Source organism: Solirhodobacter sp. (assembly GCF_964715405.1).
Map to the genome: position 1 here is coordinate 29,748 of NZ_CBAICG010000017.1, position 26,273 is coordinate 56,020.

Here is a 26,273-nt window from a genome sequence, read left to right on the forward strand (position 1 = left end):
GATCGGGCCTCGTCATCGGGGCTGCGGTTCCGCCAAGGCTAAAGCCCCCCGCGGGCAGACGCAATCGGCGGTGGCGATCTGACCGCCCCCGATTCTGGCAGATCACGGAATTATCACATGTTCGGATAGTTCGGCCCGTCCCCGCCCTGCGGCGTGGTCCAGACGATGTTCTGGCTCGGATCCTTGATATCGCAGGTCTTGCAGTGCACGCAGTTCTGAAAGTTGATCTGGAATCGCGGAGTGCCGGTTTCCTGCCCCACCACCTCGTAAACCCCCGCCGGGCAGTAGCGCTGCGCCGGTTCGTCGTACTTCGGCAGGTTGACCCCGATCGGCACCGATTCGTCTTTCAGGCGCAGGTGGCAGGGCTGGCTTTCCTCGTGGTTGGTAAAGCTGAAGGCGACATTGGTCAGCCGGTCGAAGCTGATCACCCCATCCGGGCGCGGATAGTCGATCGGCTTGAAGTCCTTGGCCAGCCCGGTCGCCGCGGCATCGGTCTTGCCGTGCTTCAGCGTGCCGAGGATCGAGACGCCAAAGAGGTTGTTGGTCCACATGTCGAAGCCGCCCACCGCCAGCGAGGTCGTCAGCCCGTAATGCGACCACAGCGGCTTGACGTTGCGCACCTTCTTCAGGTCTTTCGCGATCGGCCCCGAGCGCAGATCGGCCTCGTAGCCCGTCAACTCGTCACCCGACCGGCCCGCCTTGATCGCCTCATACGCCGCCTCGGCCGCCGCCTTGCCCGACAGCATCGCGTTGTGGTTGCCCTTGATGCGCGGCACGTTCACCAGCCCCGCCGAACAGCCCAGCAGCGCCACCCCCGGCGCCACCAGCTTCGGGATCGACTGCCAACCGCCCTCGGAGATTGCCCGCGCGCCATAGGCCACGCGCTTGCCGCCTTTCAGCAGTTCGGCGACCATCGGGTGATGCTTGAAACGCTGGAATTCCATGTAGGGGTAAAGGTGCGGGTTGCGATAGTTCAGGTGCACCACGAAGCCGATGTAAACCTGATTGTTCTCAAGATGATAGATGAACGACCCGCCGCCCGCGTTCTTGCCCAGCGGCCAGCCCATCGTGTGGGTGACGGTGCCCTCGCGGTGCTTGGCCGGGTCGATCTCCCAGATTTCCTTCATGCCAAGGCCGAACTTCTGCGGGCAATGCCCTTTTGACAGGTCGAACTTCGCGATCACCTGCTTGGCCAGCGACCCGCGCACGCCTTCCGACAGGAAAACATACTTGCCCAGCAGTTCCATCCCCGGCTCGTAGTTGGGGCCGGGCGTGCCGTCGGCCAGCTTGCCGAACTCGCCCGCCACGACGCCCCTCACCGAACCATCCGCGCCCCAGACGATTTCCGAACACGACATGCCGGGGAAAATCTCCACCCCCAGCGCCTCGGCCTGCGTGGCCATCCAGCGGCAGACGTTGGCCATCGAGACGATGTAGTTGCCGTGATTGCTCATCAGGGGCGGCATCGGCCAGTTCGGGATCCGCATCTGCCCGCCTTCGCCCAGCAGGTAGAAGTTGTCCTCGCGCACCGGCACCATGATCGGGGCGCCCCGCTCGCGCCAGTCCGGCATCAGTGCATCGAGGCCCGAGGGGTCGAGCACCGCGCCGGAAAGGATGTGCGCGCCGACCTCGGAGCCCTTCTCCAGCACCACCACCGACAGATCGGCGTCAAGCTGCTTCAGCCGGATCGCGGCCGACAGGCCCGCGGGCCCGGCGCCGACGATCACAACGTCATAGTCCATCGACTCGCGGACGATCTCGGTCATGCGTCACTCTCCCGGTCGGTGCGGGCCAAGACCCCGCCAATGCGATCCAAATCCTGCCCAGAGCGTTAGCCCGCCAGCCCGGCAAGGGTCAATCGCAACGCGGCATCACGACGTCGCATTTGCCCGATCGGGCGCCGATTTCCCGCCGCATCGCGGCGTTTCCCGGCCGCAGGCTGGCGATGGCGGCGCTCGGCCCTTGCAATCCGGGCGGCGCTGAGGTCAGGTGCCCTTGATAGGACTGAAGGACGGCGTCACGCCCCTGACGGGCGGCTCGGCGCTTTTCATGCACAGGGACCGATGGAAAAGATTCCGATGACCCGCGCGGGTTTTACTGCGCTCGATGACGAACTGAAGCTGCTGAAGTCGGTGGAGCGTCCCGCCGTGATCCGCGCCATCGCGGAGGCGCGCGAACATGGCGACCTGTCCGAAAACGCCGAATACCACGCCGCCCGCGAAAAGCAGAGCTTCATCGAGGGGCGCATCACCCAGTTGGAGGCTTTCCTGTCGCTGGCCGATGTGATCGACACCGCCCGGCTGTCCGGCCCGATCAAGTTCGGCGCCACGGTGACGCTGGTCGACGAGGACACCGAGGAACAGAAGACCTATCAGATCGTCGGCGAGCCCGAGGCCGACATCGAGCGCGGGTTGCTGAACATCAAATCGCCGCTTGCCCGCGCCCTGATCGGCAAGGACGAAGGCGACAGCGTCGAGGTCAAGACCCCCGGCGGCGAGCGCAGCTATGAGGTTCTGAGCATCCGATACGTCTGACGCCCGAAAGACCCTGCCCGTGAGCGACGCAAACCAGACCCAACCGACCGATGCCGCGGGCCCGTTCCCGCCCGAGCCGCGACGCCGCGTCTCCGCGACCGAGGTGGTCGCGGTGCTGCTCAGCCTGCTCTGGCTGGGGGCGGTTGGCACGTTCTTCCTGTACTCCGATGCCCGCGCGCAGGCGGCGGGGGCCACCAACGGGGTGATGACCTTCCTCGCCGTCTTCCTGCCCATCGCGCTGATCTGGGTCGCCACCACCACCGCGCGCACCGTGCACGAGCTGCGCGAAGAGGCGGCGCGGTTGCAGGTCACGGTGGCCGCGATGCGCAGCGCCTATCTGCAGCAGACCGCCGGGCAGACGGCCGGAAGACCCTCGGTGGAACAGAAGCTGGATGAGATCGCGGCCGCCCAGCGCCAGACCGAAACCGCCATCGCCACCTTCACCTCGCGCCGCGAACTGGCCCCGGCGGCCCCGCCGCCCGATCGCAAGACCACCCTCGCCGCCGCGAAACCGGGGCCTGCCGAGGATGAGCCGGCCCTCGCGCTCGGCACCCCGGCCGAGGAGCTGCGGCCGCCGATCTCGATCGGTGACTTCATCCGGGCGATGAACTTCCCCGAGAATGCCGATGACCGCGAGGGCTTCCGCACCCTGCGCGCCGCGCTGGAGGATCGCACCGTCGCCAAGCTGATCCGCGCCGCGCAGGACGTGCTGACCCTGCTGGCCCAGGACGGCATCTTCATGGACGACCTGAAACCCGACCGCGCCCGCCCCGAGGTCTGGCGCCGTTTTGCCCAGGGCGAACGCGGCCGCGCCATCGCGGGCCTTGGCGGCGTGCGCGACCGCTCCAGCCTCGCGCTGTCGTCGGGCCGGATGCGCAACGACCCGGTGTTCCGCGACGCCGCGCATCACTTCCTGCGCCAGTTCGACCGCACCTTTCAGGACTTCGAGAAGAACGCCTCGGATGCCGAGGTCGCCGAACTTGCCGAAACCCGCACCGCCCGCGCCTTCATGCTGTTCGGCCGGGTGACCGGGATTTTCGACTGAGGGCGGGGCCGGGGTTTGGTCCGGCTCTGCGGCACCCATGGACCTTCGCTCCTCTTGCCCGGAATCAAGGGCGAAGCCCGCCGGGCAGCGCCCGACCGCCCCCTGGGCGGGCGCTTTTGCGACGTTGGCGCAGGGCACGACGGTCGGGGATGCCGCACCATAAAGCGCAGACCATCGTCGTTGCAGCGCCCCCCGCGGTCGGGTGCCGCCCTCCGTTGCGCGGTCTGGCGGCTGCTCGCTCCACCCCCGAACATCGGTTTCACGTCGGTGCCTTTTCGGTGTGGTTTCGGTGCGAAATCGGTATGCCGATTTCCCAGCTCTTCCAATGCCTTGACCGCCGAAACCCCGAACCGCGCGTCGCCCCCGGCACGCCCTAGGAAGGTTTCGTTAAGCTCCCGCGAACTGCCCCTTGAACTGCTCGCGCAGCAGGTTCTTCTGGACCTTGCCCAACGCGTTGCGCGGCAGTTCGTCCACCACCACCAACCCCTTGGGCAGCTTGAACTTCGCCAGCCGCCCCGCCAGCGCCGCCAGGATCGCCTCGGTGTCGACGCTCTCGCCCCGCTTCACCACCAGCACGCCGAACACCGCCTCGCCGAAGTCGGGGTGCGGCAGGCCGATCACGGCGGATTCCTCCACCCACAACTGCTCGTCCAGCATCAGCTCGATCTCCTTGGGGTAGACGTTGTAACCCCCGGTAATGATAAGGTCTTTCGCCCGTCCGACGATGCTGAGATAGCCTTCCGCGTCGATCTGGCCGATGTCGCCGGTGATGAAGAACCCGTCGTCGCGCAGCTCCTCGCGGGTCTTTTCCGGCATCTGCCAGTAGCCCTTGAAGACGTTCGGCCCGCGCACCTCGATCATCCCGGCCTCGCCCTGCGGCAGCGTCGCGCCGGTCACCGGATCGGTGATCTTCAGCTCCACCCCCGGCAGCGGCAGGCCCACCGTGCCTGCCCGCCGCTTGCCCTCATAGGGGTTCGAGGTGATCATGCTCGTCTCGGTCATGCCGTAGCGTTCCAGAATGCGGTGCCCGGTGCGCGCCTCGAAATGAACATGCGTTTCCGCCATCAAGGGCGCCGAGCCCGAGGTGAAAAGCCGCATGTGTTCAACGAGTTGCTGCGCAAACCGCGGATGGTCCAGCAGCCGCGTGTAGTACGTCGGCACCCCCATCATCGCGGTCGCCTGCGGCAGCCAGCGGATCACCTCATCGCGGTCGAACCCCGGCAGGAAGATCATCGCCCCCCCGGTCAGCAGGCTGACGTTGCAGGCAACGAACAGCCCGTGGGTGTGGAAGATCGGCAGCGCATGCAGCAGCACGTCCTCCGCCGTGAACCGCCATTCCCGCACCAGCACCTCGGCGTTCGACAGCAGGTTGGCATGGCTCAGCATCGCCCCCTTCGACCGCCCGGTGGTGCCCGAGGTGTAAAGCAGGGCGGCAAGGTCATCGGCCCCGCGCGCCACCGGCGCGAAGCTTTCGGGTTGCCCTGCCGCCGCCGCCGGGAAGCTGCCGCCGCCGTCCGCGTTCAACGTCATCAAGGTCGCGCCCGCCGCCTCCGCCACGGGGGCGAGCGCGACTGCGTTCGCGTCGTCGCACAGAAACAGCCGCGGCGTGGCGTTGTTCAGGAAATAAGCAACCTCCTCCGCGGTATAGCCGGTGTTCAGCGGGAGGAAGATCGCCCCCGCCGCCACCGTCGCACCATAGACCGCCAGGGCCTCGGCCGATTTCGCGATCTGCACCGCTACCCGGTCGCCGGGCTGCACCCCGGCCGCCACCAGAGCGTTGGCGAAGCGTGCCACGGTCGCCGCAAAGGCCCGCCCCGTCACCTCGGACCCGTCCGGCAGGATCAGCAGGCGGCGGTCGCTTTCGGCCAGCGGCGCGAACAGCGCATCGAACAGCAGGTTGGCCATCGTCATCCCTCCCCGGCGGCAATGTGGACGCCGTTCTGGCACGGGCGGGACCGGCGCTCAAGCCGTCGGCGTCAAAGCCGCAGTCGTGACTTGTTCGCATGGCCCCCGCGCTCTACATCAGGGCGATGAAAACCCTGATCCCCTTCCTGAAACGCCCGCCCTTGGTCGCCGTCATCCGCCTTCAGGGCGTTATCGCCGCCGGTGGCCGCACCGGTGGCGGCCTCAGCGACGCCGACCTTGCCCCGGTCATCGAGCGCGCCTTCCGCAAGGGCAAACCCGCCGCGGTGGCGCTCGCGATCAACTCGCCCGGCGGCTCGCCGGTGCAGACGGCGCTGCTGGCGGCGCGGCTGCGGCGGCTGGCGGTCGAGAAAGGCATCCCGATTCACGCCTTCGTCGAGGATGTCGCGGCCTCGGGCGGCTACTGGCTGGCGACTGCCGCCGACCAGATCTGGATCGACGACAGTTCGGTCGTGGGCTCCATCGGCGTGATCTCGTCGAGCTTCGGATTTCACGAGTTGATGACCCGGCAGGGGATCGAGCGACGGGTGCATACGGCGGGCGCGTCGAAAAGCTTCCTCGACCCGTTCAAGCCGGAAAAGCCCGAGGATGTCGCCCGGTTGAAGGCGTTGCAGGAACCCATCCACGCCGCCTTCATCGCGCAGGTCAAGGCGCGGCGGGCCGGGAGACTGGCCGAGGGCGACCTGTTTACCGGCGATGTCTGGGTCGGGCGGCAGGCGGTGGCGGTCGGGCTCGCCGATGGCATCGCGCATCTGGTGCCGAAACTGAAGCAGCTTTACGGCGACAAGGTTCGCCTTGTTCCCTACGGCCCGCGCCGGGGTCTGCTGCGCCGGTTCGGCGCGCAGGTGCTGGGCGAGGCGCTGGCCGGCGTCGAGGATCGCGCGCTCTGGGCGCGGTACGGGCTTTAGGCGAATGGTCAAGGTCGTCGCGCTGTTCCTGCTGGCCATCGTTGCGCTTGCCTTCATCGGGCGGCTTCGCCTGCCCGGCCAACGCGGCGGCAGGGTGGGCGGGCGCAAGTGCCCCGCCTGCGGGCGCTACCGCATCGGGCCGGGCCCCTGCCCCTGTGGCAAGGGTGGGCGGGCATGACCGGGCGCGCGCTGGTCACCGGGGCCGGGCGCAGGCTGGGCCGCGCAATGGCGCTGTACCTCGCCGGGCGCGGGCATGACGTGGCGGTGCACTATTCGTCTTCGCGCGATGAGGCCGAGGCGGTGGCTGCCGAGATCAGGGCGATGGGGCGGCGGGCCGAGGCGCTGCACGCCGATCTGCTGGTCGAGGCAGAGACGGAAACGCTGGTCGGCCGATCCGCCGCGGCCCTTGGCGGGGCGCTGACCGTGCTGGTCAACAACGCCTCGATCTTCGAATACGACAGCCTCGCCAGCGCGACCCGCAAAAGCTGGGATCGCCATCTGGAATCGAACCTGCGCGCGCCCTTCGTGCTGACCCAGGGTTTTGCCGCGCAGGCCCTCCCCCCGGCGGCAGACGCGGCGGGCGAAGCGGTCGCCCGCGCGCTGGTGGTGAACATGATCGACCAGCGCGTGCTGAAGCCGACCCCCGAGTTCATGAGCTACACCATCGCCAAGATGGGCCTCTGGGCGCTGACCCGGACCGCCGCGCAGGCGCTGGCCCCGGGCGTGCGGGTGAACGCGATCGGCCCCGGCCCGACGGTGAAGGGCGCGCGCCAATCCGAGGCGCACTTCGCCCGCCAGCGCGCCGCCACCATCCTGGGCCGCGGCGCGAACCAGGCCGAGATCACCGCCGCATTGGGCTACTTCCTTGACGCTGCGTCAGTTACCGGGCAGTTGCTCTGCGTCGATGGAGGCCAACATCTCGGCTGGCAGACCCCCGACATTCTGGGGCTGGAGGGCTAGCGGCGGCCCTTCACGACGCCGCGGCCTCTTGACTTGTCCACTTTGGGCAAACCCTTCACGAAACCGTTACGAATCTGGTAAGGTTTTCAGATGGTTGCCTCTGACACTAAATTATTTCCCATTAGATCAATGCTTTATGCAAGTGCCCAAAAATTAGGCAAAGTCACGAAGGCCCATGAATTCAACGGAAATTTGCCCCTGCCCGAAAGTTCTCTCCAGACTTGTCCACAGAAACCGTGGACATGTTTTCTCTTGCCCGAGGGCGGATAAGATTGCAGCCAAGGGGCAGGAATCAGGGTGCCGCAGATGACAGACCGTGACCAGACCGAGCTTGCAGCGCCGGCCCTGCCTGCCCTGACCGGCCATGCCCTGATCCAGTCCTTCCTCAAGACGCTGGACGCCTCGCCCGGCGTCTACCGGATGCTGGATGCCGAGGCGCGCGTGCTTTACGTCGGCAAGGCGCGCAATCTGAAGGCACGGGTGTCGAACTACGCGCGGCCCTCGGGACATTCCGGCCGCATCGCGCGGATGATCCGCGAGACGGCGCAGATGATGTTCCTGACCACGCGCACGGAAACCGAGGCGCTGTTGCTGGAACAGAACCTGATCAAGCAGCTCAAGCCGCGCTACAACGTGCTTTTGCGCGACGACAAGAGTTTTCCCAACATCCTGCTCAGCCGCGAACACCGCTTTGCGCAGATCAAGAAGCATCGCGGCAAGCGCAGCGAGAAGGGCAGCTACTTCGGCCCCTTCGCCAGCGCGGGCGCGGTGAACCGCACGCTGAACCAGTTGCAGCGCGTGTTCCTGCTGCGCACCTGCACCGACGCGACGTTCGAAAGCCGCACCCGGCCCTGCCTGCTCTACCAGATCAAGCGCTGTTCGGCGCCCTGCGTCGGCTACGTCACGGAAGCCGACTACAACGCCCTGATCGACGACGCGGAAAACTTCCTCGAAGGCCGCTCGACCGCCGTGCAGGCGCATCTGGCGGCCGAGATGGCGAAGGCGTCGGAGGCGATGGAGTTCGAGCGCGCGGCGGCGCTGCGCGACCGCATCAAGGCGCTGACCCAGGTGCAAAGCGCGCAGGGCATCAACCCGCGCGGGGTGGCCGAGGCCGACGTGATCGCCCTGCATCTGGAGGGCGGGCACGCCTGCGTGCAGGTCTTCTTCATCCGCGGCAACCAGAACTGGGGCAACCGCGATTTCTACCCGCGCACCGGCGCCGGGGCCGAGGAGGCGGAGATCCTGGAGGCCTTCCTCGCCCAGTTCTACGACGACAAGGTGCCGCCGCGGCTGATCCTGCTGTCGCACCCGATCGAGGACGAAGACCTGACGCTGCACCTGCTGGCCGAGCGCGCCGGGCGCAAGGTCGAACTGGCGGTGCCCCAGCGGGGCGAGAAGGCGGAACTGGTCGAGAACGCGCTGCGCAACGCCAAGGAAAGCCTGGCCCGCAAGCTGGCCGAAAGCGCCAGCCAGGCGCGGCTGCTGGAGGGGCTGGCCGAGGCGTTCGACCTGCCGCAGACGCCGAAACGGATCGAGGTCTACGACAACAGCCACATCATGGGCACCAATGCCGTGGGCGGCATGATCGTGGCGGGGGCCGAGGGATTCCTGAAAAGCCAGTATCGCAAGTTCAACATCAAGGGCACCGAGATCACGCCGGGCGACGACTTCGGCATGATGAAAGAGGTGCTGACCCGCCGCTTTGAACGCCTGCTGAAGGAAGACCCCGACCGCACGTCAGAGGCCTGGCCCGACCTGCTGCTGATCGACGGCGGCGCCGGGCAGGTGTCGGCGGTGGCGCGGGTTCTGGCCGACCTTGGCGTTGATGACGTGCCGATGGTCGGCGTTGCCAAGGGCATCGATCGCGACGCCGGGAAAGAGGAATTCCACCGCAGCGGCCTGCCCCCGTTCGCGCTGCGCCACAACGACCCCGTCCTGTTCTTCGTGCAGCGTCTGCGCGACGAGGCGCACCGCTGGGCCATCGGGGCGCATCGGGCGAAGCGGGCAAAAGCGGTGGGCGTCACCCCGCTGGACGATATCCCCGGCGTCGGCGCCACCCGCAAACGCGCGCTCTTGCAGCACTTCGGCAGCGCAAAGGCGGTGGCGCGGGCGGGCCTGCCCGATCTGATGGCGGTCGAAGGGATCTCCGCGACGATGGCGCAGACCATCCACGACTTCTTCCACGACCGTGGCTGATCACGCGCGATCTGCGGTCACGCTTCGGCGAGCCGCCGCCGCCCCTTGTGATCCCCCTTTTCGTGACCCGTCCGAATGGGCTAGGTATGCGCCATGAGATGGTGGATCCCGAACAGCCTGACCGTGCTGCGACTTTTCGCGGCGCCCGGTGTGCCGGTCATGTTTCTTTATTTTCAGCGCCCCGCCGCCGACTGGTTCGCACTCGGCCTTTTCGTGATCGCCTCGCTGACGGACTGGATCGATGGCTACCTTGCCCGCCGCTGGGGCCAGGAATCAAAGTTCGGCACCATGCTCGACCCGATCGCCGACAAGGCGATGGTGGTGATCGCGCTGGTTGTCATCACCGGGTACTCCGGCATGAACCCCTGGCTGATCCTGCCCGTCACGGTGATCCTGTTCCGCGAGGTCTTCGTGTCCGGCCTGCGCGAGTATCTGGGGTCAAGGTCCGGGCTGCTGGCGGTCACCAAGCTGGCGAAGTGGAAGACCACGGCGCAGATGCTGGCGATTGCCGAGCTGTTTCTGGGCACCGGCCTTGGCTATGTCGAGGATCGCGGCTTGCAACCCGCGCACTGGTCGGCCACCTCGGCCACGCAGCTTGGCCTGGTGCTGATCTGGCTCGCGGCGGCGCTGACGCTGTGGACCGGGATCGACTACTTCCGCAAGGCGTTGCCCTTCCTGCGCAGCGAAGTGAAATCATGATCGACGTGCTTTACTTCGCCTGGGTGCGCGAACGCATTGGCCTGCCGAAGGAACGCATTGAAACCGGGGCCGCGACGGTGGCCGACCTCGTCGCCGAACTGCGCCTGCGCGAGGAGCGGTATGAGGCCGCCTTTGCCGATCTTTCCGCCCTGCGGGTGGCGGTCGATCAGCAATTGACCGGCTTCGACGCCCCGCTGGCGGGTGTGCGCGAGGTCGCCTTCTTCCCGCCGATGACCGGGGGCTGACGTGGCGGTGCGCGTCCAGGCCGCACCGTTTGACCTTGGCGCCGAAGTCGCCGCCTTCGGGCAGGGCCGCGCCGATGTCGGCGCCCTCGTCACCTTCACCGGTGTCGTGCGCGACCGTGATGGCGGCGGCTTGCAGCGGATGGAGATCGAGCACTACCCCGGCATGACCGAACGCGCCATCGCCGCCATCGAGGCCGAGGCCGTGGCCCGCTGGAACCTGCGCGACAGCCTGATCATCCACCGCTTCGGCCCGCTGGCGGTGGGCGAGGCGATCATGATGGTCGCCACCGCCGCACCGCACCGGGGCGATGCCTTCGCCGCGGCCGAGTTCCTGATGGACTACCTGAAATCCCGCGCGCCGTTCTGGAAACGCGAGGTCACGACCGCCGGTGCCGAGTGGGTCGCAGCCAAGGACGAAGACGAGGCGACGCTGGCGCGCTGGTGAACAACCACACACCTGAGTGAAACAGTCAACAATTCGCTTCCCCCGACTCGGGCGATGATCTAACGCTGGATCGAAGGCGCGGCAGGCCCCGCGCTGTGGAGAACCCGATGACCCTTTCCGCCATGCTGCGCCGCGCCACGATCATTCTGGCGCTTGTCCTGCCGGGCGCGCCCGGCTGGGCAGACACGCCCACCGCCGTCACGCTGACGCTGACCGACGGCAAGGCCGACCCGACCAGCCTTGACGTGCCCGCCGGGGTCCCGTTCACGCTGACGGTGCGCAATACCGGCAAGACTCCCGCCGAATTCGAAAGCCACCGCCTGCATATCGAGAAGATCGTGGCACCGGGGGCCGAACTGACGCTGCCGCTCACCCTGCCCGCGGGCGCCTATCCCTTCCTCGACGACTTTCACGGCGCCGCCAAGGGCGTGATCACGGCGAAATGAGAAAGGCCGCACGATGACCGGGCAGATCATTTTCATCCTCTGGCGTGAAAGCGTCGAGGCCCTGCTGGTCATCGGCATTCTTGCCAGTTGGCTCAGCAACCGCCAGGCCGGGCCGCGCGCGCGCGCCTACCTGTGGGGTGGCGTGGCGGCGGGTCTTGCCGTGGCCCTGGGCTTTGCGGCACTGGTGCTGGGCTTTTCGGAGTTGCTGTCGGGCGCGATGCGCGAAGGGTTGATGACCGGAATGGTCTTCCTCGCCTCGGCGCTGATCGTGCAGATGGTGGTCTGGATGCGTCGTCATGGCCGCACCCTGAAGCGCGAGCTGGAGACCGGGCTGGAGACCGCGGCGCGCGCCGACCACTGGGGCACCGTGTTCCTGCTCGCCATGCTCGCCGTGGCGCGCGAGGGCAGCGAGACCGTTGTCTTTCTCTATGGCACGGTGGCTGCGGCGCCGACGGCGACGCTGCCGGGCGTTCTGGCGGCGGTGGCGACCGGATTGGCCGCTGCCGCGCTGACCTATGCGGCGCTGCGGCTCGGCAGCCGGTTCCTGCCCTGGCGGTGGTTCTTCCGGGTGTCCGAGGTCGTGCTGCTGCTGCTGGGGGCCGCGCTGTTCGTCACCGGCGTTGGCGATCTGGTGGCGGCAGGCCTGCTGCCCTATGGCGCCTCGCTCTGGGATACCGGCGCCCTGCTGGACGACAGCGGCCCGGTGGGCGGGATGGTTGCCGCGCTGACCGGCTACCGATCCGCGCCCGATGCGGTAACGCTGGGCGCCTGGATCGTCTACTGGGGCCTGGTCGCACTGACCCTGCGTGTGCAGGTTCGGCGGGCGCGCGCCGCCGAACGCGCAGCCTGATCTGGATCAAGGCGCGACAGGCCGTCGCGCGCGATTTTGCGCGTGTCGTGCCATATCCGGCCGCGACACAATGCAAGGACTTGAATATGTTTGGAAATGCACCATCAGGCTGGCGCAAGCCAGCGACCCGAGCGGCGCTGATCCTCGGCGCTGTGGCGGTATCTGCGTCGGCAGCTTTCGCGGCGGCCGACGTCGCGGCGGGCAAGACGCTCTTCCTGCAGAAATGTTCGGTCTGCCACAAGCAGGACGCCACGGGCGGGATCACCTTCGGCGACACCAAGTCGGCGAACCTGACCGAAGAATCGCTTGAGCCGCTTTATCACAAGGACGCCGCGAAGATGAAGGCCTCGATCCTTGATGGCGTCGACGAGGAAGGCGGGCCATTGGACAAGGTGATGCCGCGCTGGAAGGGCAAGATCACCGACGCGCAGGCGGACGATGTGGTCGCCTATCTGCTGACGCTGACAACCAAGTGACGATCCGGCCTTTTTCCATTCGCGACCGACAGTTGGGATGCGCCGGTCGGGATGGGAAAATGCCGAGGTACCGGCGGGCATGCTGCGCTTGGGCAGTGTGCCCGCCCTTTCAATTGGCGTTCATGCGCTCGATATAGCTGCGCAGTTCCTCGGCCTCGCGGCGGGCGTCGCGCAGACCTTCCATCGCGGCGCGCAGTTCGGCCTCGGTCTGCGAGATCTGGCTCGTCAGATCGGCCTCGCGGTCCTGGATGTATTCGATCGCCTGATCACGCGTTTCCTCGGCCTCGTGCAGCGACTGCGCCATCAGGTCCAGTTCGCTCATGTCGGCCTGGCTGACCCGTGTGAAGCGGTGCAGCAGCCAGTAGGCGAACCACCCGAGGGCAAAGGCCACGAACAGGAGCGTGGCCGTCACGGCGATGAATTCGGTCCGGTTCATGGCTTCCTCACGTCAGTTTCCTGGGGGCCGCGTCTTGGGTCGCACCGTGTCTTGCACCGGGGCGCTGGAACCGGTGCCGGTCACATCGTCGGTCGCGCCCGACCCGGTTGAATCCATCGCCGGGGCGTCGCCATCCGTTGCGTTCGGGTCGGCACTGGAATCGCTGCCCGCACCGGCGTTGGGGTCCATGACAGGCGCGGCGGCATCCGGGGTCGCGGGCGCGGTCGCCTGATCCGGGCTTGCGGCATCCGGCGTCTGGTCGGCGGCGGGCTGGCCCGCATCCGGCGCATCGGGCAGAAGCGTGATCTCGATCCGGCGGTTCGCCTCGCGGCCCGTGTCGCTGCCGTTATCGGCGATCGGATGCGTTTCGCCATAGCCGCGCGCGACGAGGTTGCCAACCAGCACACGCCGCTGCGACAGCGCAGCCAGCACCGCCTCTGCCCGCGCCTGGCTGAGGGCGAGGTTCATCTGCGGCCGCCCCTGGCTATCGGTGTATCCGGCAATTTCCATCTTCGCATCGGTGCATTTGCGCAACGCGGCGGCGACGGCGTCCAGCGTCGGCGCAGAGTCGGCCGTGAAGGTATCCGAGCCCGGCTCAAAGGCGATCTTGTGCACGGCCATCGCCGTCTTGACCGTGTCGGCGCATTCCTGCGGCGTGGGCAAGCCCGCCTGCGGGTCGTAGCGTTTGTCATAAGCGACCTTGATCGAGAATGCCTGCCCTTGCCCCAGCTTGCCCGACAGGATGCGCGAGATGCGGTCCTGCGCGTCCGGCACACCTGCGGTGCCGGTCACGACGACCAGATCGGGTTGCACCAGCAGGGTGCCGTCGTGCAGCACCGACAGCGCCTCCAGCCCGGCCAGCACGCGCACCGGCCAGCCGTCGGGCAGCTTGTCGTCGGTCCGCGTCGCAGTGAACACCTGATCGGCGCCAAAGCGGGCGCGGGCGTAGCTGTCCACCACGTTGCGCATCCGGTCGTCGGTCAACCGCCCGCGCAGCGCCACCTTGCCGTCGGGCGTCAGGGCAACGGTGAACTCCACCGGCCCATCCGATTTCGTCGCCGCCGCCTTCTTCGGCAGCGTCGCGTTCAGCGAGAACACATCGGGCAGCGTCGCCCCCAGTTCACCCACCACCTTGTCAAAGCTCGCCTGCGGCGTATCCTCGGTCGCCAGCAGCGACACGTCGGCATCCGAGAACGTGACGGTGCCCCTGCCAAGCTCTTTCACCGCGGCGATGCCTTGCACCGCAGCCTCGGCCCAGTGCGGCGTCGGCACCCCCATGCCCACCGTGCATTGCACCTTGCCGATGACCCCGGCCGCCACCGCGGCCGCAACGATCTGGTCGCGCGCCTTGTCGGTATCGGCGGAACAGGCATCGAAGCGCGGGCCCGCGTCATCGATCACAAAGCGCAGCGTGAAGGGCGTGATGACCGGTCGCGGCGCCGAGATCACCACCTCGACCGCAAGCCCCGGTGGCGCGGCGCGGGCAAGGTCGGTCTCGTAATGGTGCTGCTCGGTCTCGCTGCTGGCGATCCCGGTCACGCGCACCTTGTCGGCCGAGATCGAAATCTTTGCGCGCGGCAGTTCCTTCAGCGCCGCCAGGCCAAAGGCCAGGGCCTGATCCCAACCCGCGGGCACCGGCGCGTCGGCGGTTTCCAGCAAGTCGGTGACGCCACCCGGTGTCGTCAGGGCCGCCACGCGCTGAGCGATGACGTCATGGCCGATCGCCGCGGGCACCAGCCCGATCAGCGAGATACCGTCGCCGTTGCGCAGCATCTCGACCGAGAATCGGGGCGGCGGGATGTCCTGCGCCGGGGTCACCTGCATCAGGTCGCGGACCCGGGCGGAATCGACCGAAGAGTTGACGATCGCCAGCACCTTGAACCGCGCCGCCTCGGTGGGTGCGGTCCCCGTCAGGCTGATCTGCAACCCGTCGGTGGCGACGCGCGCCCAATCGTAACCGTCCACCGAAAGGGTGTGCGACACGATCTGCCGCGTCCGGCGTTCGACTCCGTTCACCGTCCAGACGGCGCCAGCATAGCTTAACGCTGCGGCCGTGGCGAAGGCGGCAAGCGCGATCAGGGTCTGTGTGGGGCGCATGGGCCTTCAGCGGTCTCCGGAGGCGGGTGCCTCTTCCTTAAGCGGCATGAACCGGGGGATCAATCGACCGCAGACCCGGACGGCAAGAAACAGCGCAGCCCTCAGGCCAGCGCCGCCAGCGCGAACAGCACCGCCGGGATCAGCCCCGCCGTGCGGTTCGACCGGAACAGCGTCAGGCAGGCCGCCGGATCGTCGATGTCCAGCTTGGCCAGTTGCCAGGTCAGGTGCCAGCCCAGCCCCCAAGCCCCGCCCAGCGCCAGCACCATCGCCAGCGCCGACACCCGCGGCGTCAGCGCGGTGATGATCGCCAGGCTCATCACCAGCACCGTCACCACGGCAAACGCGCGCAGCCAGTCCGGTGTATCGGCGCCGAACAGCCGCGCGGTGGATTTCACCCCGATCAGTTCGTCGTCGTCCTTGTCCTGATGGGCATAGATCGTGTCGTAGAACAGCGTCCAGGCGATGCCCGAGACGTAAAGCAAAAGCGACGGCCCGCCGATCCTGCCGGTATGCGCGGTCCAGGCCAGCAAGGCGCCCCAGTTGAACGCCAGCCCCAGAAACACCTGCGGCCACCAGGTGAACCGCTTGGCAAAAGGATAGATCGCCACCAGCGCCAGCGAGGCCACGCCCATCTCGATCGCCCTGACATTGAAGGTCAGCAGAATCGCAAAGGCCACCAGCGCCTGCACCGCCATCCAGGCCGCCGCCTGTTTCACCGTCACCTGCCCCGACGGGATCGGGCGCGACCTCGTGCGCGCCACGGCGCCGTCGAACTCGCGGTCGGTGATGTCGTTCCAGGTGCAGCCCGCGCCGCGCATCAGCCAGGCGCCCGCGCCGCAGCCCAGCGCGATCCACACATCGCCCCAGCCCATGCCGACCGGATCGGCCGCCGCCGCTAGCGCCACGCCCCACCAGCACGGCAGCAGCAACAGCCAGGTGCCGATCGGCCGGTCCGCCCGGCTCAGCCGCAGATAGGGGCGCGCCTCAACCGGGGCGTAGCGGTCCACCCAGTTGCCACGCACGGCATCGGCGACCTGTCCCGCCGGCTCTGGAATTCGCTGGGGCTCGGGCATAAGGTCCGCCTCATGTCGGATGCGAAGATCAGGCTCTTTGTAGAGCACCCGCTGGGGCCGGGGCAATCGGTTCCGCTGAGCGCCGATCAGGCGCATTATCTCTTTGGCGTGATGCGGCTTGCGGTCGGCGATGCGGTGCGGCTGTTCAACGGGCGCGATGGCGAATGGCGGGCCGGGGTTGCGGCGGCGGGCAAGCGCGGCGGCCTCCTTGGCTGCACCGGTCAGACGCGGGCGCTGCAATTGCCGCCCGACCTCTGGCTGATCTTCGCGCCGATCAAGAAGGCGCGCACCGATTTCATCGTGGAAAAGGCCGCCGAGCTTGGCGCCGCCCGCATCCTGCCGGTGCAGACCGCGTTCACCAATGCCGAGCGCATCCGCCAGGACCGCCTGCAGGCCCATGCCGTCGAGGCCGCCGAGCAATGCGGCGGCACCTTCGTGCCCGAAGTTGCCGATCTGCAACCGCTCGCCCGCCTGCTCGACCGCTGGCCCGAGGGCCGCCGCATCCTCTGGGCCGACGAAAGCCGCGTCGGGCCCGCCGAGGCGCTGACCGGCCAGCCGCCCGGCCCCTGGGCGATCCTGATCGGCCCCGAGGGCGGCTTTTCCGAGCCCGAGCGTGCCCGCCTGCGCGCCCTGCCGCAGGTGCTGCCGGTCAGCCTCGGCCCCCGCATCCTGCGCGCCGATACCGCCGCCGTCGCCGCGCTGACGCTGTGGCAGGCGACCCTTGGCGACTGGCGGGCGGGCTGAGCGATGGAATTCCTGCGCCCCGAGGCGATGGCCACCCTGCGACGCTGGCGCGAGGTTCTTGTTGCTGCCGCGATCGCGGCGCTCGGACTCTGGATCGCCGCGATGGGGGGGCCGTTCCTCTTGGTCGTCGGAGGTGGCTTCATGGCCCTCGGCCTTGGCCTCGGCATCATCGGCCTGCGCCGGATGCGCTTTTCCCGCGGTGTCAGCGACCCCGGCGTGGTGCAGGTGGTGGAAGGCCAGATCACCTACTTCGGACCGACCGAAGGCGGCTTTGCCGGGCTCTCGCTGATCGACGAGATCGCGCTTCTGACCCGCAATGACCGCCGTGTCTGGCGGCTGTCGCAAAGCAGCGGCGACACGCTTTACATCCCGACGGCCGCCGAAGGGGCCGAGGTGCTCTTTGACGCCTTCGCCGGGCTGCCCGGCCTTGACAGCACCGCCCTGCTGGCCGCGATCGAAGGACCGCCGGACATGCCGCGCATCGTCTGGCGGCGGCGGGCGCAGCGGCGGCTTGCCTGACCGGCCTTGACTTGCCCCCCCTGCCGCGCCACCTGTTGCGCCGGATAGTCGCAGCCCGGAACGGAGCCTCCAGATGTCAATTCCCCAGTCCGGCGGCGGACCGATCGAGTACATGGGCCAACTGGCCGAATACATGGCATCGGGCTGCAAACCGAAGGCTGACTGGAAGATCGGCACCGAGCATGAGAAGTTCGGCTACCTTGCCGACACGCTCGAACCGCTGCCCTACGACGGCCCGCGCAGCATCCGCGCACTGCTGGAAGGGATGCGCGACCGCTTCGGCTGGACCCCGGTCTACGAGCAGGGCGCCATCATCGGCCTGACCCGTGCCGATGGCGCCAACGTCAGCCTGGAACCCGGCGGCCAGTTCGAACTGTCGGGCGCGCAGGTCGACACCATCCACCAGACCCGCGACGAGCTGAGCGCGCACCTGCGCGAGGTGCAGGCCATTGCCGACCCGCTGGGCATCCGGTTCATCGGCCTCGGCGCCGCGCCGGTCTGGACGCATGACCAGATGCCGCTGATGCCCAAGGGCCGCTACAAGCTGATGGACGACTACATGGGCCGCGTCGGCAGCCACGGCACCCAGATGATGCGGCGCACCTGCACCGTGCAGGTCAACCTTGATTTCGCGTCCGAAGCCGACATGGTGCAGAAACTGCGCGTGTCGCTGGCGCTGCAACCGGTCGCGACCGCGCTCTTTGCCAATTCGCCGTTTTTCGAGGGCAAGCCCAACGGCTTCAAAAGCTGGCGCAGCCGCATCTGGCGCGATCTTGACCCGTCGCGCACCGGCATGTTGCCCTTCGTCTTCGAAGAGGGCATGGGGTTTCAGCGCTACGTCGATTACGTGCTCGACGTGCCGATGTACTTCGTCTACCGCGACGGCAAATACATCAACGCGCTGGGCCAGTCGTTCCGCGATTTCCTCAAGGGGCAGTTGCCCGCCCTGCCCGGCGAAAAGCCGACGCTCAGCGACTGGGCCGACCACATGACAACGGTGTTCCCCGAGGCGCGGGTGAAGAAATACCTCGAAATGCGCGGCGCCGACGGCGGCGATGCGGCGCATCTGAGCGCGCTGCCCGCACTCTGGGTCGGGCTGCTCTACGACCAGACGTCGCTCGATGCCGCCTGGGATCTGGTCAAGGGCTGGGACGCCGAAACCCGCAGCGCGCTGCGCGTGGCGTCATCGGTCGACGGTCTTCAGGCCGATACGCATGGCGTGAAGATGCTCGACCTCGCCCGCGAGGTGGTCGCCATCTCCGAGGCCGGGCTGAAGGCGCGCGCCAGACCGGGCGCGGGCGGCCGGATCCCGGACGAAACCCACTTCCTCGACGTACTGAAGGACAGCGTCGAAACCGGCCGCACCCCGGCTGACGAGTTGCTGGCGCATTATCATGGCGACTGGGGTGGCGACCTCAGCCGGATCTATGCGGACTACAGCTACTAGGGCGAATTGCGGTCTATCTGACAGGACGACATCAGAGTTCGCCCAAGTCCTGGGGCGAATTCTGATTCAGGATCAACGCAAACCGCTTTGGAGCGCCGCGCCGCCGCCCGCACTCAGGCGGGCGAGCCAAAGCGGTTCGACCCCTGGGTGCCCGCCTGGACGTACCAGTACAGCAGGATCAGCCAGCCGATCACCGGGATAAGCCCGATCAGCAGCCACCAGCCCGAACGGTCGATGTCGTGCAACCGGCGGGCCGCCACGGCAAGGCTGGGCAACAACAGCGCCAACGACACCAGCCCCCCGATCAGCGCCGGCTGGTAGTTGAACGCCATGCCCCCGTCTGCCGCGGCCATGTGCATGTCGCGCACGCCGAACAATGTGCGGTCCAGGACGCTCGCGATGATATGCATAAGCACGTTGAACAGCGCGAACCACCAGAACTCGGGCCGGGCCGCGCGCCCGCTGAACGTGGCGTAGTTCGACAGGCAGGTCCGTACGGAAGTCTTGAAATCCATGGCGCGTCCCTCTTGGCGTTTTGTGCCTGAAGGATGCCCGCGCTGTGGCAATTTGTCTACGAAATTGCGTCAGGTGGCTGTTTTCCGGCCGATCTTCGGTTCCGTGCCCGCCTTGAGCCTGCGGATGTTCGCGGCGTGGCGGAGGTAGATCAGCACCGTCAGGATCACCACCAGAAACAGCATCTGGCCCTGCCCGAAGGGCAGCAGCCACAGGCTCGTCAGCGCCGCCGCCATCAGGGCCGCGACCGATGACACCCGCGCCACCACCGCCACCACCAGCCAGGTGGCGCAACTGGCCAGCCCCACCGGCCAAGCCAGCGCCAAGAGGATGCCCAGGAACGTCGCCACCCCCTTGCCACCCTTGAAGCGCAGGTAGATCGGGTAAATGTGGCCCAGAAACGCCGCCAGCGCCGCGACCTGCGCCGCATCCTCGCCCAGCGCGAACCGCCCGGCCAGCACCGCCACCGCCCCCTTGGCGCCATCCAGCACCAGCGTCAGCAGGGCCGCCAGCTTGTTGCCGGTGCGCAGCACGTTGGTCGCGCCGATGTTGCCCGACCCGATCGCGCGAATATCGCCCAGCCCCATCGCCCGCGTCACCAGCACCCCGAACGGCACCGAGCCGAGCAGGTAGGCCAGCACCGCCACCAGCGCCAGTTGCCAGGGTTGGCTCGTGATCTCCGGCATCCCCTAGCCCTCCCGCCCGTAAACCTGCACACCGCCGACAAAAGTCGCCAGCACCTTACCCTCCATCTTCGCGCCGTCAAACGGCGTGTTCTTCGACTTCGACGCCAGCATGGTGAACCGGTCGAGCACGAACGGCGCATCGGGGTCAAAGAGCACCAGATCGGCCGGCGCCCCCACCGCCAGCCGCCCGCAAGGCAGGCCCAGCCGCTTCGCCGGGTTCAGGCTCATCGCCCGGAACAGGCGCGGCAGGGTCATGGTGCCGTCGTGATAAAGCCGCATCGCCGCGGGCAGCAGCGTCTGCAACGCCACCGCGCCCGCCGCCGCCTCCTCATAGGGCAGGCGTTTGGATTCCTCGTCCTGCGGGGTGTGCATCGAACATAAGGTGTCGATCAGGCCCGAGGCCAGCGCCTGCGCCACCGCCACCCGGTCATCCTCGGCCCGCAGCGGCGGCGTCAGCTTGAAGAAGGTGCGATAGTCGCCCACGTCGAACTCGTTCAGCGTGACATGGTGGATCGACACCCCCGCCGTCACATCAAGCCCGTTCGCCTTCGCCCGTTCCAGCGCGGGCAGCGTGCGCGCGCAGGTGATCTGGTCGGCGTGGTAGCGCGCCCCCGTCATCTCGACCAGCGCCATGTCGCGGTCGAACCCCATCCGCTCCGCCATCGCGCTGACGCCCGGCAGGCCCTTCAGGCTGGCGAACTTTCCGCTCGTCACCGCCGCCCCCTTCGACAGCCCCGGATCCTGCGGATGCCCGATCACCAGCGCCCCCAGGCTGCGCGCATAGGTCATGCAGCGCGACAGCACCTTGCTGTCGGCCACCACATGGTCGCAATCGGTGAACGCCACCGCCCCCGCGTCGAGCAGGAACCCGATCTCGGTCATCTCGCGCCCCTCGCGGCCCTTGGTCAGCGCCGCCATATGCCGGATATGCACCGGCGACGCCCCCGCCGCCCGCCGCGTCACGAACTCCAGCGTCTCCGGGCTGTCGATCGCCGGATGCGTGTCGGGCCGCGCGATGATCGTCGTCACCCCCCCCGCCGCCGCCGCCAGCCCCGCCGAGCGGAACGACTCCTTGTGCCGCTCGCCAGGCTCGCCCACCTTGACACCAAGGTCGACAATGCCGGGCGCGAGGCAGTGGCCGTGGCAGTCGATGATGCGGCCTTCGGGGGCCAGATCGCCCACAGCGGCGATCACCCCGTCCTCGATGCGCAGGCTGCCAAGGGTCTCCTCGCCCGAGTCAGGGTCGATCAGGCGGGCGTTGGTGAAGGTAATTGTCGCACTCATGCCGCGCCTCGCTGCAACCCTTGGATCAGATCATAGACGGCCCGCGCGTCGGGGATCAGTTCGAAACCCACGGGCCGAGTTGCGGGAGATGACCTTACTCTGGATCCGTGCCAGAATAGGATAGTCAGCGGCATGACCCGGACGGCCCCGAACCAGACGTTACCGTCCGAATTTCCGCCGCGGCCCTCATCCAACGTCACCTCGGTGGAGGGCGATATCGCGTAGCGATCGACCGCCTGCTCAGGGTACGACCTGACCGCTCGCGCCCAGCGGTTGCTCAGAAGGTATGTCGTCGCACGCCTTGTCCGGGCATCCCGGACTGGCAGGAGTACGAGGAAGCGAATGGCAATGCCGAGCATGATGAGTCCGAACGGAAGGATCACGATGAAATAGGCGATCAGAAAAGCCTTGCCCGAGCCGAAATGGATCAGGGCTAGGCACGCCATGACAAGAGCTATGACCCCGCTGTAGGGGTCCAACGGTGTCCGCCACCTGAGGATGAACCGCCCGTCCGGCTGACCCTGCCAGATCACCCGCTCACCGGGTTCAAGAATGGCGGACCAGTCGCCGCTCACCCCACCGCCCCCGCCGCCATCCGTCCCCGCTCCGCCTTCAGGTTCCGCGCCAGCAGGTCCATCGCGGCCATCCGCACCGCCACCCCCATCTCCACCTGCTCCTGAATCACGCTCCGGTTGATGTCGTCGGCCAGCTCGCCGTCGATCTCCACCCCCCGGTTCATCGGCCCCGGATGCATCACGATGGCGTCGTCCTTGGCGAACGACAGCTTTTCCGCGTCGAGGCCAAAGCGGTGGTAATACTCCCGCTCCGACGGGATGAAGGCGCCGTCCATCCGCTCCTTCTGCAAGCGCAGCATCATCACCACGTCGGCGCCCTCCAGCCCGGCGCGCATGTCGTCGTAGACCTCGCAGCCGAACTCGGAGACACCCGCGGGCATCAGAGTCGGCGGCCCGATCAGGCGGATGCGGTTCTCCATCTTGCCCAGCAGCAGGATGTTCGACCGCGCGACCCGCGAATGCGCGATGTCGCCGCAGATCGCCACCGTCAGCCGCTGCAACCGCCCCTTCGCCCGCCGGATCGTCAGCGCATCCAGCAATGCCTGCGTCGGATGCTCATGCCGCCCGTCGCCCGCGTTCAGCACGGCGCAGTTCACCTTCGACGCCAGCAGATTCACCGCGCCCGACGACGGATGCCGCACCACCAGCAGGTCCGGCCGCATCGCGTTCAGCGTCAGCGCGGTGTCGATCAGCGTCTCGCCCTTCTTCACGCTGGAATGGGCGACCGCCATGTTCATCACATCCGCCCCCAGCCGCTTGCCGGCCAGTTCGAAACTCGCCTGCGTGCGGGTGGAGGCTTCGAAGAACATGTTGATCTGCGTCATCCCCGCCAGCGTATCGGTCCGCTTGATCGTGCGGCGGTTGAGGTCGACGTAGGTGTCGGCCAGATCAAGAAGGGTGCGAATCTCGTCGGGGGCCAGATGCTCGATGCCAAGCAGGTGTCGCGCGCGGAATGTCATGGGGCCTCCGGTCTTTGCTGGCTTATAGGAAGCCCCACCGTCCCGGGCAAGCCTTCCGCCGCCCACCTTCTTCCGTTCTCAAGTATCCCACGGGGGTGTGGGGGTGTGAAACCCCCACTCCTGCGCCTGTGGATATGCCTGCCCGCCGGGCCATTGCCGTTTCGGACCCATGCGCCTAGCTTGGCGGCATGGAACAGGGGCTCGACTTTCACGCGGCACTGGCCGCGCTGGCGTGGCAGGTGGAGCTTGGCGCGGATGAGGCGATCGGCGAACAGCCGGTGACCCGCTTCGATGCCGTCGAGCCCGTCGCCGCCCCGCGCGCCGCGCCACCAGCCCCCGATTTTTCGCAGAAAAATCATGCCCTCCCCGATGCAACCGGCCCGGACCCCGTCGCCGCCGCCCGCGCCGCCGCGCAATCCGCCCGCACGCTTGCCGACCTTCGTGACGCCATCGCCGCCTTCGACCTCTGCGAGTTGAAAAAGGGCGCGCGCAACACCGTTTTCGCCGACGGCAACCCCGCCGCCCGTGTGCTGATCCTGGGCGAGGCGCCGGGCCGCGAGGAAGACCTCGAAGGCCGCCCCTTCGTCGGCCGCGCCGGGCAGTTGCTGGACCGGATGCTCGCCGCCATCGGGCTCGACCGCACCTCGGACGACCGCGCCCGCGCCGTCTACATCACCAACGTCATGCCCTGGCGCCCGCCCGCCAACCGCGACCCCTCGCCCGAGGAGATTGCGATGATGCTGCCCTTCGTCGAACGCCACATCGCGCTGGTGGCGCCACAGGTGCTGGTGCTGATGGGCAACACGCCCTGCGCCGCGATCCTCGGCCGTCGCGGCATCCTGCGCCTGCGCGGCCAGTGGCAGACCGCCCTTGGTCTGCCGGTGCTGCCGATGACCCACCCGGCCTACCTGCTGCGCACGCCTTCCGCCAAGCGCGAGGCCTGGGCCAACCTGCTGGACCTGCAAGCCAAACTCCGGACCCTGCCATGACCCGCATCGACGAGACGAAAGAGTTCATCCCCCTCAACATCGCCGTCCTCACCGTCTCCGACACCCGCACCACGGTCGACGACCGCTCCGGCGACACGCTGGTAGAACGGTTGACCGGTGCGGGCCACAACCTTGCCGCGCGCGGCATCGTCCGGGACGACCGCGCCACCATCGCCGACCAGCTTCGCCAATGGTGCGCCGATCCGGAGGTGGACGTGATCCTGACCACCGGCGGCACCGGCCTGACCGGGCGCGACGTCACCGTGGAAGCCCACCGCGACGTCTATGAGAAAGAGATCGAGGCGTTCGGCACCGTCTTCACCATCGTCTCGATGCAGAAGATCGGCACCAGCGCCGTGCAATCGCGCGCCACCGGCGGGGTGGCAATGGGCACCTACCTCTTTGCCCTGCCCGGCAGCCCCGGCGCCTGCCGCGATGCCTGGGACGAGATCCTGCGCTGGCAACTCGACTACCGCCACCGGCCCTGCAACTTCGTCGAGATCATGCCCCGGCTGGAAGAGCACAAACGGCGGAAGTAGCCGCCGCCCGGCCCGAACGTCGGTCAACGTCGGTGCGAAATCGGTGCTCTTTCGGTGCTCTTTCGGTATGCCGATTTTCCAGCTTCGCCAAAGGTTTGCGCGGCAAATATCGGCTTTTCTGCACGCCGTCGGAACGCCCCGTCAGGAGTTCCTTAACCCGCCGGGCAGCCCGACAGTTCCACCGCGCGGGTCTGCCCGAGGATGGTGATCGTCATCTGTGATCGGTCGAGCGCGAAGGGCGCGGAATTCGACGGCACCAGATCGGCCCCCGCGACGACGTCGCCGCCCTGCCGATCGGTGGTGGTGGCACCGATCCAGATCGAGGGGTCCGCGGTCTCGAACAGCGCGGTTTCAGCGGCCCCGTCCGCTGCCAGGCCGATATGCGCGGTCAGGTGCAGCCCGTCCTTGATCGGGGTGACCGCACAGGTGAAGCGCGTCACCCCGGCCGCCGACCCGCTGGTCGGCGTCGCCGCCAGTGCCGCGCGGATCACCGGATCGGGCGCGCCGGGCGCCGCAAGCGCGGCCTCCAGATGCAGTTCCACCGGCATGCAGATGTCGTTGCACACACCGATGGCCACCGTGCCCTTCACCTCCATCGGCTGCGACGGGTCTTTTGCGGTGAATTCCATCGGCAGAACAAGGTCGTGCATGTAGCCGACGCTTTGCATCCCGTTCGCCTCGAACACTGTCGGGCGGGGCCAGTGGAACGCGACCGAGGCCACATTGGATGATCCCGACCAGTCGAAGCTGGGCGGAATGCCCGCATCGCCCGGCGCCCGCCAGTACGTTTTCCAGTGATCCGCCAGATGCAGGTGCAGCGCGGCCATGTGGGTGCCCTGCGGCGTCTGCCAGCCGGTCAGCACCTCGGCCTGCACCACATCCTCGGGCGAAACCGGCCCGGCCATCGCAGGCAAGGCAGGGCCGAGGGCCAGAATCATGGTGGCGGCGAGTTGAAATGGACGGCGTTTTCTCATGGCGCGGACAATACGCCGTGAGGCCGGGATGGGAAATCACGATGTGGCGAAACACCGCCGTGTCATCCCGCCGTGACCCTTGCGCCCGAGGCCGCCCGCCCCCATCCTTTCCCGCATGACCGCACAGACCGATTCCATGAACCTGACCGGCAAATTCCTGATCGCGATGCCCGGCATGGGCGATCCGCGCTTTGACAAGGCGCTGATCTTGGTCTGCGCGCATTCGCCCGAGGGTGCGATGGGGCTGATCGTCAACAAGCCGATGCGCGAGCCGGGCTTCCGTGGCCTGCTGGAACAGCTCGACATCGCGCCGGGCGACGACTGCGCCGAGGTGGCCGTCCATTTCGGCGGCCCGGTCGAAGGCGGCCGCGGCTTCGTGCTGCACTCGGCCGACTACACCTCGGGGGGCGGCACGCTGCGCGTCAACGAGGCCTTCGGGATGACGGCGACGCTGGAAGTCCTGGAAGACCTTGCCAACGGCAATGGCCCCGACAAGGCCTTGCTGGCGCTTGGCTATTCCGGCTGGGGGCCGGGCCAGATCGAGCAGGAGATCCTGCGCAACGGCTGGCTTAGCTGCGATGCGACGCCGGGCATCGCCTTTGCGGCCGAGAGCGCGACGAAATGGGAACGCGCGCTGAAATCGCTGGGGGTCGAGGCGTTGACGCTGTCGGCGACGGCCGGACGGGCCTGACCGGCGGGCGGGATCGCTTG

Annotated in this window: 29 protein-coding genes; 18 read left to right on the top strand and 11 right to left on the bottom strand. The window is 67.8% G+C overall.

From position 1 onward, the window contains the following. Positions 1-113 precede the first annotated feature (113 nt). Positions 114-1,766, bottom strand: coding sequence for an electron transfer flavoprotein-ubiquinone oxidoreductase (locus tag AC11WY_RS09535; protein ID WP_482924793.1), 1,653 nt, complete (start codon positions 1,764-1,766; stop codon positions 114-116). A gap of 297 nt (positions 1,767-2,063) precedes the next feature. On the opposite strand from AC11WY_RS09535, the gene greA reads away from it, so the two are divergent. Both greA and AC11WY_RS09545 read left to right on the top strand, forming a co-directional pair. Beyond that, positions 2,064-2,534, top strand: a complete 471-nt coding sequence (gene greA / locus AC11WY_RS09540; protein WP_482924795.1) for a transcription elongation factor GreA — start codon at positions 2,064-2,066, stop codon at positions 2,532-2,534. A 19-nt stretch (positions 2,535-2,553) separates the two neighbouring features. After that, positions 2,554-3,579 (top strand): hypothetical protein, encoded by a 1,026-nt coding sequence (locus AC11WY_RS09545; RefSeq protein WP_482924796.1) that lies wholly within the window; start codon positions 2,554-2,556, stop codon positions 3,577-3,579. A gap of 387 nt (positions 3,580-3,966) precedes the next feature. Here AC11WY_RS09545 and AC11WY_RS09550 read toward each other — a convergent pair whose 3' ends face one another. Beyond that, the gene (locus AC11WY_RS09550) at positions 3,967-5,484 is read right to left on the bottom strand and encodes a malonate--CoA ligase (RefSeq protein WP_482924798.1); all 1,518 of its coding nucleotides are present in this window, start codon (positions 5,482-5,484) and stop codon (positions 3,967-3,969) included. A gap of 125 nt (positions 5,485-5,609) precedes the next feature. Here AC11WY_RS09550 and AC11WY_RS09555 point away from each other — a divergent pair, with 125 nt between their 5' ends. From AC11WY_RS09555 to AC11WY_RS09600, 10 genes are all read left to right on the top strand, one after another. Then, the gene (locus tag AC11WY_RS09555; protein ID WP_482924860.1) at positions 5,610-6,410 is read left to right on the top strand and encodes a S49 family peptidase; all 801 of its coding nucleotides are present in this window, start codon (positions 5,610-5,612) and stop codon (positions 6,408-6,410) included. A gap of 4 nt (positions 6,411-6,414) precedes the next feature. Continuing rightward, positions 6,415-6,588, top strand: coding sequence for a hypothetical protein (locus AC11WY_RS09560; RefSeq protein ID WP_482924799.1), 174 nt, complete (start codon positions 6,415-6,417; stop codon positions 6,586-6,588). After that, on the top strand, positions 6,585-7,370 hold the full coding sequence (locus tag AC11WY_RS09565; RefSeq protein ID WP_482924801.1) for an SDR family oxidoreductase: 786 nt from the start codon (positions 6,585-6,587) through the stop codon (positions 7,368-7,370). The genes AC11WY_RS09560 and AC11WY_RS09565 overlap by 4 nt, the downstream gene beginning before the upstream one ends. A 306-nt stretch (positions 7,371-7,676) precedes the next feature. Next, entirely contained in the window at positions 7,677-9,566 is a 1,890-nt protein-coding gene (gene uvrC, locus AC11WY_RS09570; protein ID WP_482924802.1) for an excinuclease ABC subunit UvrC, read from the top strand. A gap of 93 nt (positions 9,567-9,659) precedes the next feature. Continuing rightward, positions 9,660-10,265 carry a CDP-diacylglycerol--glycerol-3-phosphate 3-phosphatidyltransferase gene (gene pgsA / locus AC11WY_RS09575; RefSeq protein WP_482924804.1) on the top strand — a complete coding sequence of 202 codons (606 nt, stop codon included), beginning with the start codon at positions 9,660-9,662 and terminating at the stop codon, positions 10,263-10,265. Continuing rightward, on the top strand, positions 10,262-10,510 hold the full coding sequence (gene moaD / locus AC11WY_RS09580) for a molybdopterin converting factor subunit 1 (protein ID WP_482924806.1): 249 nt from the start codon (positions 10,262-10,264) through the stop codon (positions 10,508-10,510). The genes pgsA and moaD overlap by 4 nt, the downstream gene beginning before the upstream one ends. Before the next feature lies 1 nt (position 10,511). Continuing rightward, complete coding sequence (locus tag AC11WY_RS09585) at positions 10,512-10,955, top strand: molybdenum cofactor biosynthesis protein MoaE (protein WP_482924808.1); 444 nt, start codon at positions 10,512-10,514, stop codon at positions 10,953-10,955. Positions 10,956-11,062: 107 nt separating this feature from the next. Beyond that, entirely contained in the window at positions 11,063-11,401 is a 339-nt protein-coding gene (locus AC11WY_RS09590) for a cupredoxin domain-containing protein (protein ID WP_482924810.1), read from the top strand. A 13-nt stretch (positions 11,402-11,414) separates the two neighbouring features. Continuing rightward, positions 11,415-12,251, top strand: a complete 837-nt coding sequence (locus tag AC11WY_RS09595; RefSeq protein ID WP_482924811.1) for an FTR1 family iron permease — start codon at positions 11,415-11,417, stop codon at positions 12,249-12,251. A gap of 86 nt (positions 12,252-12,337) precedes the next feature. Beyond that, positions 12,338-12,727 (top strand): c-type cytochrome, encoded by a 390-nt coding sequence (locus tag AC11WY_RS09600; RefSeq protein ID WP_482924813.1) that lies wholly within the window; start codon positions 12,338-12,340, stop codon positions 12,725-12,727. Positions 12,728-12,836: 109 nt separating this feature from the next. Here the strand turns inward: AC11WY_RS09600 and AC11WY_RS09605 are convergent, their stop codons facing one another. From AC11WY_RS09605 to ubiA, 3 genes are all read right to left on the bottom strand, one after another. Further along, positions 12,837-13,163, bottom strand: coding sequence for a hypothetical protein (locus tag AC11WY_RS09605; protein WP_482924814.1), 327 nt, complete (start codon positions 13,161-13,163; stop codon positions 12,837-12,839). 12 nt (positions 13,164-13,175) lie between these two features. Then, positions 13,176-15,260, bottom strand: a complete 2,085-nt coding sequence (locus tag AC11WY_RS09610; protein WP_482924816.1) for an OmpA family protein — start codon at positions 15,258-15,260, stop codon at positions 13,176-13,178. 101 nt (positions 15,261-15,361) lie between these two features. Further along, positions 15,362-16,333 carry a 4-hydroxybenzoate octaprenyltransferase gene (ubiA, locus tag AC11WY_RS09615; protein ID WP_482924818.1) on the bottom strand — a complete coding sequence of 324 codons (972 nt, stop codon included), beginning with the start codon at positions 16,331-16,333 and terminating at the stop codon, positions 15,362-15,364. A gap of 12 nt (positions 16,334-16,345) precedes the next feature. On the opposite strand from ubiA, the gene AC11WY_RS09620 reads away from it, so the two are divergent. From AC11WY_RS09620 to AC11WY_RS09630, 3 genes are all read left to right on the top strand, one after another. Further along, a complete protein-coding gene (locus AC11WY_RS09620; RefSeq protein WP_482924819.1) occupies positions 16,346-17,077 on the top strand; it encodes a 16S rRNA (uracil(1498)-N(3))-methyltransferase in 732 nt (243 codons plus the stop codon). A gap of 3 nt (positions 17,078-17,080) precedes the next feature. Then, positions 17,081-17,596 (top strand): hypothetical protein, encoded by a 516-nt coding sequence (locus AC11WY_RS09625; RefSeq protein WP_482924821.1) that lies wholly within the window; start codon positions 17,081-17,083, stop codon positions 17,594-17,596. Between the two features lie 73 nt (positions 17,597-17,669). After that, positions 17,670-19,043, top strand: coding sequence for a glutamate--cysteine ligase (locus AC11WY_RS09630; protein WP_482924823.1), 1,374 nt, complete (start codon positions 17,670-17,672; stop codon positions 19,041-19,043). 113 nt (positions 19,044-19,156) lie between these two features. Here the strand turns inward: AC11WY_RS09630 and AC11WY_RS09635 are convergent, their stop codons facing one another. The 5 genes from AC11WY_RS09635 to AC11WY_RS09655 form a co-directional block, all read right to left on the bottom strand. Then, positions 19,157-19,558: a DUF805 domain-containing protein gene (locus AC11WY_RS09635; protein WP_482924825.1), complete on the bottom strand. Its 402-nt coding sequence runs from the start codon at positions 19,556-19,558 to the stop codon at positions 19,157-19,159. 69 nt (positions 19,559-19,627) lie between these two features. Further along, positions 19,628-20,242: a glycerol-3-phosphate 1-O-acyltransferase PlsY gene (gene plsY / locus AC11WY_RS09640; protein ID WP_482924827.1), complete on the bottom strand. Its 615-nt coding sequence runs from the start codon at positions 20,240-20,242 to the stop codon at positions 19,628-19,630. A gap of 3 nt (positions 20,243-20,245) precedes the next feature. Beyond that, positions 20,246-21,526: a dihydroorotase gene (gene pyrC, locus AC11WY_RS09645; protein ID WP_482924829.1), complete on the bottom strand. Its 1,281-nt coding sequence runs from the start codon at positions 21,524-21,526 to the stop codon at positions 20,246-20,248. Further along, on the bottom strand, positions 21,523-22,101 hold the full coding sequence (locus tag AC11WY_RS09650; protein WP_482924830.1) for a hypothetical protein: 579 nt from the start codon (positions 22,099-22,101) through the stop codon (positions 21,523-21,525). The genes pyrC and AC11WY_RS09650 overlap by 4 nt, the downstream gene beginning before the upstream one ends. Continuing rightward, positions 22,098-23,060, bottom strand: coding sequence for an aspartate carbamoyltransferase catalytic subunit (locus tag AC11WY_RS09655; protein ID WP_482924832.1), 963 nt, complete (start codon positions 23,058-23,060; stop codon positions 22,098-22,100). Before AC11WY_RS09655 ends, AC11WY_RS09650 begins: the two co-directional genes overlap by 4 nt. Positions 23,061-23,248: 188 nt before the next feature. Here AC11WY_RS09655 and AC11WY_RS09660 point away from each other — a divergent pair, with 188 nt between their 5' ends. Next, a complete protein-coding gene (locus AC11WY_RS09660; RefSeq protein ID WP_482924834.1) occupies positions 23,249-24,049 on the top strand; it encodes a uracil-DNA glycosylase in 801 nt (266 codons plus the stop codon). Then, a complete protein-coding gene (gene moaB, locus AC11WY_RS09665; protein ID WP_482924835.1) occupies positions 24,046-24,588 on the top strand; it encodes a molybdenum cofactor biosynthesis protein B in 543 nt (180 codons plus the stop codon). Before AC11WY_RS09660 ends, moaB begins: the two co-directional genes overlap by 4 nt. A 152-nt stretch (positions 24,589-24,740) precedes the next feature. Here the strand turns inward: moaB and AC11WY_RS09670 are convergent, their stop codons facing one another. Continuing rightward, a complete protein-coding gene (locus tag AC11WY_RS09670) occupies positions 24,741-25,562 on the bottom strand; it encodes a protein-disulfide reductase DsbD domain-containing protein (protein ID WP_482924837.1) in 822 nt (273 codons plus the stop codon). A 136-nt stretch (positions 25,563-25,698) separates the two neighbouring features. On the opposite strand from AC11WY_RS09670, the gene AC11WY_RS09675 reads away from it, so the two are divergent. Beyond that, the gene (locus AC11WY_RS09675) at positions 25,699-26,253 is read left to right on the top strand and encodes a YqgE/AlgH family protein (protein ID WP_482924839.1); all 555 of its coding nucleotides are present in this window, start codon (positions 25,699-25,701) and stop codon (positions 26,251-26,253) included. Positions 26,254-26,273: the final 20 nt, after the last annotated feature.

Bases quoted from the DNA above. Each gene is read 5' to 3' on its own strand.
- AC11WY_RS09535 (WP_482924793.1), bottom strand. From the start codon at position 1,766: ATGACCGAGATCGTCCGCGAGTCGATGGACTATGACGTTGTGATCGTC.
- greA (WP_482924795.1), top strand. From the start codon at position 2,064: ATGGAAAAGATTCCGATGACCCGCGCGGGTTTTACTGCGCTCGATGAC.
- AC11WY_RS09550 (WP_482924798.1), bottom strand. From the start codon at position 5,484: ATGGCCAACCTGCTGTTCGATGCGCTGTTCGCGCCGCTGGCCGAAAGC.
- AC11WY_RS09555 (WP_482924860.1), top strand. From the start codon at position 5,610: ATGAAAACCCTGATCCCCTTCCTGAAACGCCCGCCCTTGGTCGCCGTC.
- AC11WY_RS09560 (WP_482924799.1), top strand. From the start codon at position 6,415: ATGGTCAAGGTCGTCGCGCTGTTCCTGCTGGCCATCGTTGCGCTTGCC.
- AC11WY_RS09565 (WP_482924801.1), top strand. From the start codon at position 6,585: ATGACCGGGCGCGCGCTGGTCACCGGGGCCGGGCGCAGGCTGGGCCGC.
- uvrC (WP_482924802.1), top strand. From the start codon at position 7,677: ATGACAGACCGTGACCAGACCGAGCTTGCAGCGCCGGCCCTGCCTGCC.
- pgsA (WP_482924804.1), top strand. From the start codon at position 9,660: ATGAGATGGTGGATCCCGAACAGCCTGACCGTGCTGCGACTTTTCGCG.
- moaD (WP_482924806.1), top strand. From the start codon at position 10,262: ATGATCGACGTGCTTTACTTCGCCTGGGTGCGCGAACGCATTGGCCTG.
- AC11WY_RS09590 (WP_482924810.1), top strand. From the start codon at position 11,063: ATGACCCTTTCCGCCATGCTGCGCCGCGCCACGATCATTCTGGCGCTT.
- AC11WY_RS09595 (WP_482924811.1), top strand. From the start codon at position 11,415: ATGACCGGGCAGATCATTTTCATCCTCTGGCGTGAAAGCGTCGAGGCC.
- AC11WY_RS09600 (WP_482924813.1), top strand. From the start codon at position 12,338: ATGTTTGGAAATGCACCATCAGGCTGGCGCAAGCCAGCGACCCGAGCG.
- AC11WY_RS09605 (WP_482924814.1), bottom strand. From the start codon at position 13,163: ATGAACCGGACCGAATTCATCGCCGTGACGGCCACGCTCCTGTTCGTG.
- AC11WY_RS09610 (WP_482924816.1), bottom strand. From the start codon at position 15,260: ATGCGCCCCACACAGACCCTGATCGCGCTTGCCGCCTTCGCCACGGCC.
- ubiA (WP_482924818.1), bottom strand. From the start codon at position 16,333: ATGCCCGAGCCCCAGCGAATTCCAGAGCCGGCGGGACAGGTCGCCGAT.
- AC11WY_RS09620 (WP_482924819.1), top strand. From the start codon at position 16,346: ATGTCGGATGCGAAGATCAGGCTCTTTGTAGAGCACCCGCTGGGGCCG.
- AC11WY_RS09625 (WP_482924821.1), top strand. From the start codon at position 17,081: ATGGAATTCCTGCGCCCCGAGGCGATGGCCACCCTGCGACGCTGGCGC.
- AC11WY_RS09630 (WP_482924823.1), top strand. From the start codon at position 17,670: ATGTCAATTCCCCAGTCCGGCGGCGGACCGATCGAGTACATGGGCCAA.
- AC11WY_RS09635 (WP_482924825.1), bottom strand. From the start codon at position 19,558: ATGGATTTCAAGACTTCCGTACGGACCTGCCTGTCGAACTACGCCACG.
- plsY (WP_482924827.1), bottom strand. From the start codon at position 20,242: ATGCCGGAGATCACGAGCCAACCCTGGCAACTGGCGCTGGTGGCGGTG.
- pyrC (WP_482924829.1), bottom strand. From the start codon at position 21,526: ATGAGTGCGACAATTACCTTCACCAACGCCCGCCTGATCGACCCTGAC.
- AC11WY_RS09655 (WP_482924832.1), bottom strand. From the start codon at position 23,060: ATGACATTCCGCGCGCGACACCTGCTTGGCATCGAGCATCTGGCCCCC.
- AC11WY_RS09660 (WP_482924834.1), top strand. From the start codon at position 23,249: ATGGAACAGGGGCTCGACTTTCACGCGGCACTGGCCGCGCTGGCGTGG.
- moaB (WP_482924835.1), top strand. From the start codon at position 24,046: ATGACCCGCATCGACGAGACGAAAGAGTTCATCCCCCTCAACATCGCC.
- AC11WY_RS09670 (WP_482924837.1), bottom strand. From the start codon at position 25,562: ATGAGAAAACGCCGTCCATTTCAACTCGCCGCCACCATGATTCTGGCC.
- AC11WY_RS09675 (WP_482924839.1), top strand. From the start codon at position 25,699: ATGAACCTGACCGGCAAATTCCTGATCGCGATGCCCGGCATGGGCGAT.